The sequence below is a fragment of the Alteromonas australica genome, assembly GCF_000730385.1.
In the GTDB taxonomy this organism is placed as follows: Bacteria; Pseudomonadota; Gammaproteobacteria; order Enterobacterales; family Alteromonadaceae; genus Alteromonas; species Alteromonas australica.
In genome coordinates this window covers 1961422-1972427 of the sequence record NZ_CP008849.1, presented here as the reverse complement: position 1 = coordinate 1972427, position 11006 = coordinate 1961422, and the positions used below count along the sequence as shown (strand labels likewise).

Below are 11006 nucleotides of genomic sequence, written 5' to 3'. Positions count from 1 at the left end.
ATGCGAAAAGAAGAAGAACTGTTGGTAGCGTTACGGCGCGTTATTCGCGCCGTAGACCTACGAAGCAAACAGCTAAGTAAGCATGTGGGCTTAACCGGCCCACAACTTCTGGTTATGCAAAATATTCAAGAGCGCCCTGGCATAATGGTGCGTGAAATTGCCGACTCCATTAATTTGAGCCCGGCGACCATAACCAATATTCTCGATAGATTAGAAGCGCGGGATCTTGCCACGCGCATTAGGAGCACCCAAGACAAACGTAAAGTGGGCGTGTTTTTAACAGAACGAGGTAAGGCGGCTGTAGTTGATGCACCTCGCCCACTTCAAGAGCACTTTGTCGAGCGTTTTTCGCAGCTTAAAGAATGGGAACAAAGTCAAATGGTAGCCACGGTTCAACGTATTGCTAGCATGATGGATGCAGAAGATATTGACGCATCACCTTTCTTGGAACTAGGCAGCATTACCGAAAAGAACATGTAGTGTTGCTCGTGATTTTTCATTAAAAATAGCCAGTGTAATAACTGGCTATTTTCATTTCTCGCCTTGTGATTCTTTTGCTTTTAATGGGTTAACGCGGCCACCCGTGACTTTGTCGGCCCGCCCTTCTTCTTTCGCTTTTTCAGCTCGGCGCTTTCTAATTTCTTTGGGGTCTGCAATAAGCGGGCGGTATATTTCTATGCGATCGCCATCACTCACGGAATCGCGCAGCTTCACCACACGACTCCATATACCCACCTTGGTTTTAGATAAATCAATGTCTGGAAACTGCTGTAAAATAGTCGACGCCGTAATTACCTCTTCAACGGTGGCATCGGGCTTTACCGCCACACTCACAATCGCTTGTTGAGTAGGTAAGGCATAAGCAACTTCACAATTAATTAAATCACTCACGCGTATACGCTCCTGGCACGCTCTGTAAAAGCTTGAACCATATTAGACGCTAAACTATTAAAAATCTTACCGAAGGCCATTTCCGCCAATTTATTGGAAAATTCAAATTCTAGATTAAGCTCAATTTTACAGGCATCTTCTGACAATGCAGAGAACGTCCATCCTCCGTTTAATGAACGAAACGGCCCATCAACCAATTGCATATCAATACGCTTACCAGGCTCCAGCACATTATGGGTGGTAAACCATTGTTTAATTCCCGCTTTTGCCACTAACAATGATGCCTTCATCACATCGTGGGAGGCTTCAAGAATTTTGCTATCGCTACAACCGGGTAAAAATTGTGGATAGGCGGCAACATCGTTCACCAAATTGAACATTGCCTCTGCGCTATGTGCTACCAAAGCACTGCGTTGAATACTTGGCATTTATTCCACTACTTCAATTTTCAAAAGCGGCATTGTAGCACAATATTTTCGCCTTACTCACCTTCGCTTTTCTGCTAACGCCCCCATATAGGCTTGAACACAAAACATTCCCACGAAGTATTAAATATTGCGTTGGGTGTACAGACATTCTTTTACACAATCAGTATAATAGCGCCTATGAAAAAGAATAAAGCCAACAAAAACACCACCGGAAATATCGCGCAAAATAAAAAGGCGCGTCACGATTATTTTCTCGAAGACAAATTTGAAGCTGGTTTAGAGCTTCAAGGCTGGGAAATTAAAAGTATCCGATCGGGTAAAGTTAACATTACCGACGCCTACATTATTATTCAGAACGCTGAAGCCTATTTGGTGGGTTGTAGAATAAGCCCGTTGAGCCAAGCATCTACCCATGTGGTAGCCGCTCCAGAGCGGGCAAGAAAGCTACTGCTGAATAAGCGTGAAATAGACCGTTTAATGGGCGCTAGAGACCGCCAAGGTTACTCTATTGTAGCAACGTCTATGTACTGGAAAAAATGCTGGGTAAAATTAGAAATTCACTTAGCTAAAGGTAAGCACGCCCACGATAAACGAGATACATTGAAAGACAAAGACTGGCAACGCCAGAAAGAACGTATGATGAAGCACAGCGTGTAGCTGTGCTTTACCCTTTCCCTAAATAAACGCCTTCAGCACCTTTTAAATTCACTCATCGTGAGCCGCTGGCTCAGCTTGACTGGCCGCTACGTCACGCTTGGTCATCGATTTTCTGTGCATTAAATCTAACAACAAGCTCCACAAGGGCGAAGGGTTTCGCAATGTCGTGAGATTATTACCTAAACGACGCAGCTGACGCCGTACCATTGCCATATTTGCTAAGCTGGCTAACGATTTATCTCGCCAGCCACAATGAGGAATAATGCCAGAATAGCTCCATTCTTGTTGCCACTTTTTAGCTAAATCTGGCGTTATGGCGAGTGCACTGGCTAACCCCACCAACTCACAGCCTTGCTCAATAACCCTTTCAGCAACTGCGGCACGTTTTATACCGCCGGTGGTCATTAAAGGGATATCGGTTTTATTTTCTAGTGTATGGGCAAATTCCAGAAAATAGGCTTCTCTGGCAAGCGTAGTGTCGTCACGGGTTTGCCCCTGCATAGCAGGCGCTTCGTAGCTACCACCGGACAACTCAATAACATCCACACCCAAGGCTTCTAAGCGGTTTACTACATCGCAGGCATCATCAAAACTAAACCCGTTTTTCTGGAAATCAGCAGAATTCAGCTTCACCATGACAATAAAGCCTTTCGCGCAAACCGCCCTAATTTGGCTGACAATATTAATCAACAACCTGGCGCGATTTATAATAGAACCGCCCCACTCGTCTTGACGCTGATTCGTCAGCGGCGATAAAAATTGGGTAAGCAGATAACCATGTGCCGCGTGAATTTCAATACCGTCGAAGCCTGCTTTTTCTGCCTGTTTCGCAGTTTCAACAAAACGGCGACACACATCGTGAATATCTTCGCAGGTCATTTCTCTAGGCTGGGCAAACAATTTTGAATGCTTACCCATATCGAGGGGAACGGCAGAAGGTGCAATCGCTTTGCCCTGCATATTCTTGAACACTTGCCGACCAGGGTGATTTATTTGCATCACCGCTAAAGCACCGTTTGACTTAATAATTTTAGCCCAACGTTCGAACGACGCTAACGGTGTATGCTTTTCAAGCGCCACACCGCCGGGCCCTGTCATGGCCTGTTTATCTACCATGACATTACCAGTAATGACCATGCCTAAATTGCCATGAGCCCAATACCGATAAAGCGTATAAAGCGCACTACCGGGCAAATTACCTTGGCTAGACATATTTTCTTCCATTGCCGCTTTTACTAGCCGATTACGCACAGTAACGCCACAAGGCAAGGTATAGGGTGTATATATTTTAGAATTAGAACACATTGGCACTTCAAACGTGATTTTAAGCCGCCCTACTTTAAAGGTTATTGATGATAAATGCATCTTTTGAAAGTCATTTTATAAAAGAAACGTTTAACAGCATTTTAGATATGTTATACTTCGCATCCACATTCGGGGCTGATTAGGATTCGACAGGATCTAGGACGCCGGAGGTGCATGCAGAGGTGCGGCTGGCCTCTTAAAAAAGCCGCATTTAAATAGTCGCAAACGACGAAACTTACGCACTAGCCGCTTAATAACCGGTATAGGCCCTTCCACCCTAGTCTTTTCCTGCTAGCGGGGATTCGGAAGGTCATCCAAGTAGGATAGCGAGGGAACCTTGTCTGAGGGTGAACCGCGAAACAGTATCAGGCCAGCTGCAAGGAAATCCTGTTTGTCGGAGTTCCAAGCAGTTAAATAAATGACAAACTAAGCATGTAGTACCAAAGGTAGACATTTTCTGGACGCGGGTTCAAATCCCGCCAGCTCCACCAATTTGTATTAAGCCCCTTCTTAGGGGCTTTTTGCTTTTCCGGCTATGTAAATTTATAGCAAATTCAGTACAAAATTTCATCACTCGCTTTAACATGAAGGTTCCTCATAGCGTGAAGGGATATCATTATGATGCGTTTATTTTGTTGTTTATTAGTACTTACGGCGTTGCTCCCTGCTTATGCTGCGCCCACTTCTGCTGAGCCTGCTTGTTCTACAAATTGTGTTTCTGTAGAACAAAGGGGGAATTTCGCTGTCGTTACCGGTTATAACGCCGAGGGTGTCGAAATTTACATGGAAACCGTTTCAATTGACGGCGAGACAACGCAGGAATCAGGTCGCGGAACCCTATCAGACAAAAATTTGAAAGCAATAACCAGAACCTCTCAAAACACTTCCATTCCTTTAGTGGATGGCGCGAGCTTGCAAACCACAGTAACAACCTTTACTGAATCCGACCGCACATTGATTATAATTGTTAATGCTATTTACAACACAAAAAACAATTTGTACGCCGTTGATGTGGTTAAAAAACGGGCTCGTATTTAGCGAGAACATCAACCGAATAGTACGAAAAGATGATAAAAGAACCTTATTCGTGCTTTACTTTGTTAAGGTTCTAAAAGCACCATAAATAAACGAATCAGCAAAATACACATGCCATAACTTATCATCGTGATGGAACGTCTACGCCGTTGAGGCAACAATTCTTTTATAATGAGCGTTTGCTTGCTGTACAAGCGCGATTGCCACAAAATTACCCACGTTATTTTGACCGTGTAAAAGATACCATCAATACAAACATCCACCTTGTGAAATGGCCGAAAACACAAATGTTTCTGTAGCACTTGGTTATTGTTGCTGTGAAGGGTGAGCTTTGTGGTTAAGGGTTGGTAACGCACGCTTATCAGATTGCCACCTACTTGATGGTTATGCTGCTGAATTCGTTTAAACACCATATAATTGCTGTAAACCTCCACTCACTTGCCTGCATATCCCCGTGGTAAACACCTAGCTACTCACGGTTATCACCTTGCTAGTCCCTATACTGCCCCACTGCTTACGTTTTGCAAATAAAAAACCTACTCTGCATTGCAAACAATAATAGTTATAATATAACATAACACAAAATTAATAGACGTATACTTTAAACAATGACAACAAATTCAGTAATTAGCGCTAACGCGTTATCGGTTCACATAGATCAACGAACGATTCTAGATAACCTCAATTTTGAAGTAGGGAAAGGCGAAGTATTTGCGCTTTTAGGCGGTAATGGAGCGGGGAAATCCACCACCCTTAAAACGTTTCTTGGGTTAATGAAGCCAAGCACGGGGAGTGCCTCTGTGATGGGTTTATCGGTAGCAGAACATACCAATGAAGTACAAAAGTCAGTGGCCTACTTACCTGAATCCGTAACCTTATATGGCCACCTTTCTGGCTTAGAAAACATACGTTATTTTTTGTCAGTGGCTGGGGTCGATAAATCAGATGACGCCGTGTTTGCTGCGCTACGCAAAGTGGCTCTTCAGAAAGGTGCATGGACCAAGGCGCTATCAAACTATTCAAAAGGCATGCGCCAGAAAACCGCAATTGCGCTCGCCTTATTGCGCAATGCGCCTGTGTTGTTTTTAGATGAACCCACTTCAGGGTTAGACCCTGCCGCTATCGATGAATTTAATGCGTTGGTGTCTGAACTAGCGGCCAACGGCGCTACCATTTTTATGGTAACCCACGACGTTTACGGCGCTTGCCAAGTGGCTCACCGCATTGTGCTTTTAAGTAACGGTAAATTGACCGGTTCGTTTGAACGTGTTGGCGACACGCCTATCGACACAGAAGCGGTACACGCCGCATTTGCAGGGCGTAAAGCATGATAATAAATGTAGCAAAAACCATTTGTGCAGATCAGTGGCGCTATTGGCTGCGCACAAAAGTCGCCGCTACGGTACTCATGCTAGGGGCAATCCTTACCCTTGCGGCACTTGTTGTAAATGCGTTTCACATTGAGGAAGCTGCACACGCAAGAGAGCACCTTCAAACTGAAGCGGAAGAACGTTTTAAAGCACAGCCTGATAAGCACCCTCACCGCATGGTGCATTATGGTCACTACGTATTTCGGGCACCTACACCATTAAGTGTGATAGAACCTGGGGTAGATACCTACACAGGTAACGCTATTTTCTTAGAAGGCCATCGCCAAAATAGCGCCATGTTTGCCCAGCAGCGACAATCAGCTGGGCTTACCCGTTTTAGTAGCTTAACCCCAAGCTTTCTTGCGCTGGTGCTTGCGCCATTATTTATTATTCTTATTGGCTACGGCAGTGTGTCACGAGAGCGTGAAGCGGGTACTCTTACCCTGTTATTGTCTCAAGGTACTACTCGCTGGCCACTCATGTTAGGGAAGTTATTAGCACTGGTTACAGCAAGTAGCTTGTTTTTGCTGCCTTTGCTTTTGGCGTGCCTGTATGTTGCATTCTCAAGCGAAAGTACACTGATTGTGCTGCTGTTTTGCCTAAGTTACGCCGTTTACTTCTTGCTATGGGCTACCGTTGTCACTGCGTGTTCAGCGTTATTTGAGAAAAGTAGCGTTAGCTTCACCGTGCTTATTGTTATTTGGATGGCTGTGTGCGTGTTATTTCCTCGCTTGGGAAGCAGCGTAGCGACAAATGCTGCCCCCTCAATAGGCAAACTAGAAGCCGATTTCAAAGTAGAAGAAAAGCTTCGCAGTTTGGGAGATGGTCACGACGTTAACGACCCTGCATTCAAAAAGCTAAAAGAAGATTTATTAGCGAAATACAATGTTGATTCTGTTGACGAGCTCCCCGTTAACTTCCGTGGTGTTGTTGCTCAGTATTCAGAAGGCAGGCAAGCAAAAGTGCTTAATGAGTTCGCTGAGAACAGAATGAACGAAGAGTTAGAACAAGCTGAAATTGCACGTCAGTTTGGATGGTTATCGCCTACCGTCGCGGTGCGCGCTATCTCAACAATATTGGCAGGTACTAGCCTTGAAACCCATCATCGTTTTCTAAAAGAAGCAGAAGCCTTGCGCTTAGCGTTTGTTCAAGGGCTGAATAAAGTGCATGTTGAGAAGTTGGACTACAAACTCGACATGAACCGTAACGCTAGCGAAGAAGCGGCGGATAAAGCGGTTGTAGCTGCAGACAATTGGGCGTTGCTATCAGAGTTTAATTTCAAACCAGAGGCCGCAAACACACGCATTTCAAACGCGCTTATTTACTTTTTACAACTGTTTGTTTGGGTATGCATTACCGCCTTGCTTTTAAAAGCGGCTGTTAGGAGGTTAAACCCATGATGCGTTTTACTGATATTAAACGTGAAGCCGGTTTTGTGTTCGGTCACCGACAAATAAAGCTTACCTTACTCGTGGTGTTTCTTTTAAGTGCGGCGTCGTTGTGGTCGGGACATGTGGAAATGCAGGAACAACAAGCCACGATTGAACGCTTATTAGAAAAAGACCAAATAGAGCGTGAAGCCGTTATCACCCACCAGTCTAACTACGGCATGGTGGCGTATTACGCGTTTCACCTAACCTACGCGCCCCCTTCCCCCCTTGCGTTTGCTGCCGTAGGTGAACGGGATGTATTTCCTTGGAAGCATCGCATACGTATGTTGGCGTTAGAAGGGCAAATTTATGAAAGCGATACAGATAACCCAGAGCTGGCATTTTTAGGTCGGTTTGATTTTGCCTTTGTTACCAGTGTATTGCTGCCATTATTTATCATATTGCTACTTTACGACTTAAAAGCGAAAGAACGTGAAGCCCGCCGCTTCGAGTTACTTAATGTAACCGCGCGTAATGCCCATGCTATTTGGTCAGCACGAGCACTAGTCACCTTAGTTCCCTTGGCGCTTGTTACACTTATTCCGTTTGTTTTTTTCGGGTTAGTTAACGGCGCCTCGTTACCGTCTATATTAACCGTTTGCGCGATAGTGATAGGTAACATTGCACTATGGAGTGGTATTGTTCTTTCAATTGGCGCGGCAAAGCGATTTACTAATTTCAGTGCAACACACCTCGCCTCTATCATGCTAGGCGTTTGGATTGTTACCACAGTTGTCGTGCCGGTGACCGCACACACGTTAATTAATGCTGTGGTAGAAACACCTGAAGGTGGCGACATTGTGCTTACCCAGCGCGAAGCGGTAAACAGCGCGTGGGATAAGCCCGTTGAAGATACGTGGCGCGCCTTCATTGCCACTCACCCGCAGTGGGCCGATTACACAACATTCAACCCTGAAAGAGACAGTTCATTTAACTGGAAGTGGTATTACGCGTTTCAGCAAGTGGGCGACCAAGCCGCTAGCGAATTGTCGCAAGGCTATCAGGCTGCAACGCTTCAAAAAGACACCATTGCAAGCTACGTAGCGCTGCTTTCCCCGTCTTTGCTCTCTCAACGTTTGTTATCAAATGCAGCTAACACTGACGTAAAAGCAATGGTGGGTTATGAAAATGACGTGCGCGCTTTTCATCAGGCACTGCGTAAATTCTATTACTACCACCTTTTCAAAGCGCCTGAATTTTCTCAAGAAAGCTTTGAAGCGCTGCCACAATTTACACCAAGCATAAAAACCTCACAGGAAAAGAAGAATGAAAACTAGTTGGGTGAAATCATCACTTGCGGCCAGTATATCGGCATTACTCAGTACATCTGCTTTAGCACAAAGCGAAAGTAACCAAGTTGAAGCTGATGTTGAAAAAATTACCGTACACGGCTTGCATCGCGCGTATCAGGGAGCGTTTGAATATAAGGAAGTTCCTGCCGCTGCACAGGATATTGATTTAGGGCTAATTGGCGATGCTGGTGCAATCAACCTCAATGATGCTTTAGATCTTTCGGCCTCTGTTGCACGCCAAAACAATTTCGGCGGCCTTTGGAATAGCTTTGCTATTCGTGGTTTTTCCGGGGACGAAAACCTACCCAGTGGTTTTTTGGTGAATGGGTTTAATGCTGGGCGTGGTTTTGGTGGCCCGCGTGATTTAGCGGGCATTGATCATGTTGAAGTATTAAAAGGCCCCAAGGCCGCTTTGTTTGGTAGAGGCGAACCGGGTGGCGCGGTTAACTTAGTGACTAAACGCCCACAGTTTCTTAGCGGTGGTGAGGTAAAAGCTACCTATGGCAGTTGGGAACAAGTTAGGCTGGAAGCCGATGTGCAAACCGTTTTAGGCAGCAAAGAAGACGTAGGCCTAAGGCTTGTTGGATTTTATGAAGATGCAGAGAGTTTTAGGGATACCGTAGAAACAGAAAAAGTCGGCTTTTACCCGTCGCTCTCTTGGGAGTTTTCAGAAGACACCCGTATTACTTACGAACTTGAATATACAGAACAAAAAATCCCTTTTGATCGCGGCGTGATAGCCATAGATGGAAAACTGGGCATTCAACCTATTGAAACCTTTGTTGGTGACCCTTCGGGAGACAGGATAAACACAGACGTGGTAGGTCACCAACTGGAAATTTCCCACAAACTTAACGATGACTGGAACCTCCTACTAGGTGCCGGTTTACGCGATACCACATTTGAAGGTAATGCATTAGAAACTAACTTTGAAGGTCGGCAAACCGTGTTTATTGACCCAGACCAAACGTTACTTTCTCGCTTTAAACGTTATCGCGACTTTGAAACTGATTATTTGGTGTTACGCGGTGAATTAGCAGGTGAATTTGAAACGGGCTCAATTAGCCACCGCATTATTATTGGCGGCGATTACGATAAGTTTGAAAATGACCAAGTGATATTGCGCTATCGCCCCGCGTATTTTTCCAGCGATACTGATATTAGTGATTTGGATTTGAGCCAATACCTGGTGATCGATATTCTCAACCCTGACTACTCACCCGTAGCGGATGTTGAATTATCTGACAACCTAGACCGCTTGGAAACACAAGAAGCTTGGGGGTTCTATATTCAAGATCAGATAGACATTACCGACAAGCTTCAAGTGCGTTTTGGTGGCCGCGTTGATAAGTTTGAGCAGCAAATTGATAATCGTTTAAACGACCCCGTTACCACCACGTCTCAAGATGACACTCGTTTTTCCCCGCAGCTTGGTGCTGTATACCTGCTGGATGACAGCCTGAGTTTTTACGCCACGTACGGCGAAGGCTTCAGGCAACTTACGGGTTCCGACTACGCTGGCAACCCATTTGAGCCGAACCAGTCTGAGTCTGTAGAAGTGGGCGTAAAAGCAGACCTCACATCAATGTTCGACAACCTACGAGGTGACGTTACGCTTTCTGCCTTTAACATTGAGCAAAGCAACATCTTAGTGTTTGATAGCAGTGAAGAAGCCTCAGACGGCTTTTTCTTAACCCCGGCTGGCAAGGCGCGCAGTCGTGGGGTTGAACTTGATATCAATGCTGAGTTTAAAAACGGTGTTTCGCTTTGGATGTCTTACGCTTTTATTGATGCTGAAAGTACAAACCATGCCGAAGATGCTAACTTCGTAGCCGCGATTGAAGCTGGAGACCCGCTCATCAATGTGCCTGAAAATCAATTGAGCATTCAGCTGAGTAAAAGCCTGTCAATCTCAGACATGCCGGTACGACTAGGCTCTGGGTTGCTCTATGTGGATGAACGCCTGGGTCAAACGGGTACCGATTTTTATCTGCCTAGTTACACCACGGTACGCGCATTCGCGCAAATCGAACCGGCTGAAAATTTGCTGGTGCGGGCAGAAGTCGACAACGTATTTGATAGAGAGCACTACACCAACTCGTTTGCTGAAGTGTGGGTAGAACCTGGGGCGCTCCGTCGTTTTAGAATTTCCGCCGCTTACCGTTTTTAAACGAGTCCTTGCATCAATACCTACATCAATCATATCTAAACAAGTCACTATTGTGCGTGGCTTGTTCTCATCATGCTGATGACGGCTTGCATTAACCCACTTTTCTCCCGCTAAGTATGTCTAATTGAGTTTTTCTTTTGCTTTAATTACCTTTATCGATTTAACAATCTTTGCCCCCGTTAGCTACCTTCCATACATATCGTTCCTTTGCAAAATTGACGCTTTCAATACATATCTTTCGAAACGGATTGTCGTTAACTCGTTAAAATACAGGGTAGTTTTATGTTGTCTTCTCTTAGGGTGAGTCACCGCAAGTACTCGCCTTGTTTATTAATATCGTATAAACCAACATTCACACCAGCTTATTCTTTCCTATGGGCGCCCCCTGCAACAGTCATATTTGCGCTATTATCTAAAATTTAAGGAAA

10 protein-coding genes and 1 other RNA gene are annotated in these 11006 nt (G+C 45.1%); 8 read left to right on the top strand and 3 right to left on the bottom strand.

The window, feature by feature from the left end:
- Positions 1–480 carry a MarR family winged helix-turn-helix transcriptional regulator gene (locus EP13_RS08720; RefSeq protein ID WP_044056949.1) on the top strand — a complete coding sequence of 160 codons (480 nt, stop codon included), beginning with the start codon at positions 1–3 and terminating at the stop codon, positions 478–480.
- 51 nt (positions 481–531) lie between these two features.
- On the opposite strand, the gene EP13_RS08715 is transcribed toward EP13_RS08720, so the two are convergent.
- Both EP13_RS08715 and EP13_RS08710 read right to left on the bottom strand, forming a co-directional pair.
- Entirely contained in the window at positions 532–891 is a 360-nt protein-coding gene (locus EP13_RS08715; protein WP_044056948.1) for an RnfH family protein, read from the bottom strand.
- Positions 888–1319 (bottom strand): type II toxin-antitoxin system RatA family toxin, encoded by a 432-nt coding sequence (locus EP13_RS08710; protein WP_044056947.1) that lies wholly within the window; start codon positions 1317–1319, stop codon positions 888–890. The genes EP13_RS08715 and EP13_RS08710 overlap by 4 nt, the downstream gene beginning before the upstream one ends.
- A gap of 177 nt (positions 1320–1496) precedes the next feature.
- Here EP13_RS08710 and smpB point away from each other — a divergent pair, with 177 nt between their 5' ends.
- The gene (gene smpB / locus EP13_RS08705; protein ID WP_044056946.1) at positions 1497–1976 is read left to right on the top strand and encodes an SsrA-binding protein SmpB; all 480 of its coding nucleotides are present in this window, start codon (positions 1497–1499) and stop codon (positions 1974–1976) included.
- Positions 1977–2024: 48 nt separating this feature from the next.
- On the opposite strand, the gene EP13_RS08700 is transcribed toward smpB, so the two are convergent.
- The gene (locus EP13_RS08700; protein ID WP_044449464.1) at positions 2025–3281 is read right to left on the bottom strand and encodes an NADH:flavin oxidoreductase/NADH oxidase family protein; all 1257 of its coding nucleotides are present in this window, start codon (positions 3279–3281) and stop codon (positions 2025–2027) included.
- 131 nt (positions 3282–3412) lie between these two features.
- On the opposite strand from EP13_RS08700, the gene ssrA reads away from it, so the two are divergent.
- The 6 genes from ssrA to EP13_RS08670 all read left to right on the top strand — a co-directional run bounded on the left by ssrA (position 3413) and on the right by EP13_RS08670 (position 10578).
- Positions 3413–3772, top strand: a transfer-messenger RNA (tmRNA) gene (gene ssrA, locus EP13_RS19080).
- A 127-nt stretch (positions 3773–3899) separates the two neighbouring features.
- A complete protein-coding gene (locus EP13_RS08695; RefSeq protein WP_044056945.1) occupies positions 3900–4319 on the top strand; it encodes a hypothetical protein in 420 nt (139 codons plus the stop codon).
- Between the two features lie 605 nt (positions 4320–4924).
- Complete coding sequence (locus tag EP13_RS08685) at positions 4925–5647, top strand: ABC transporter ATP-binding protein (RefSeq protein ID WP_044056943.1); 723 nt, start codon at positions 4925–4927, stop codon at positions 5645–5647.
- Positions 5644–7086 carry an ABC transporter permease gene (locus tag EP13_RS08680; RefSeq protein WP_044056942.1) on the top strand — a complete coding sequence of 481 codons (1443 nt, stop codon included), beginning with the start codon at positions 5644–5646 and terminating at the stop codon, positions 7084–7086. The genes EP13_RS08685 and EP13_RS08680 overlap by 4 nt, the downstream gene beginning before the upstream one ends.
- The gene (locus tag EP13_RS08675) at positions 7083–8393 is read left to right on the top strand and encodes a DUF3526 domain-containing protein (RefSeq protein ID WP_044056941.1); all 1311 of its coding nucleotides are present in this window, start codon (positions 7083–7085) and stop codon (positions 8391–8393) included. Before EP13_RS08680 ends, EP13_RS08675 begins: the two co-directional genes overlap by 4 nt.
- A complete protein-coding gene (locus EP13_RS08670) occupies positions 8383–10578 on the top strand; it encodes a TonB-dependent siderophore receptor (RefSeq protein WP_044056940.1) in 2196 nt (731 codons plus the stop codon). Before EP13_RS08675 ends, EP13_RS08670 begins: the two co-directional genes overlap by 11 nt.
- The last annotated feature ends 428 nt before the right edge of the window (positions 10579–11006 follow it).

Excerpts from the sequence above, each read along its gene's own strand:
- EP13_RS08720 (WP_044056949.1), top strand. The coding sequence starts at position 1 with ATGCGAAAAGAAGAAGAACTGTTGGTAGCGTTACGGCGCGTTATTCGC.
- EP13_RS08710 (WP_044056947.1), bottom strand. The coding sequence starts at position 1,319 with ATGCCAAGTATTCAACGCAGTGCTTTGGTAGCACATAGCGCAGAGGCA.
- smpB (WP_044056946.1), top strand. The coding sequence starts at position 1,497 with ATGAAAAAGAATAAAGCCAACAAAAACACCACCGGAAATATCGCGCAA.
- EP13_RS08700 (WP_044449464.1), bottom strand. The coding sequence starts at position 3,281 with ATGTGTTCTAATTCTAAAATATATACACCCTATACCTTGCCTTGTGGC.
- EP13_RS08695 (WP_044056945.1), top strand. The coding sequence starts at position 3,900 with ATGATGCGTTTATTTTGTTGTTTATTAGTACTTACGGCGTTGCTCCCT.
- EP13_RS08685 (WP_044056943.1), top strand. The coding sequence starts at position 4,925 with ATGACAACAAATTCAGTAATTAGCGCTAACGCGTTATCGGTTCACATA.
- EP13_RS08680 (WP_044056942.1), top strand. The coding sequence starts at position 5,644 with ATGATAATAAATGTAGCAAAAACCATTTGTGCAGATCAGTGGCGCTAT.
- EP13_RS08675 (WP_044056941.1), top strand. The coding sequence starts at position 7,083 with ATGATGCGTTTTACTGATATTAAACGTGAAGCCGGTTTTGTGTTCGGT.
- EP13_RS08670 (WP_044056940.1), top strand. The coding sequence starts at position 8,383 with ATGAAAACTAGTTGGGTGAAATCATCACTTGCGGCCAGTATATCGGCA.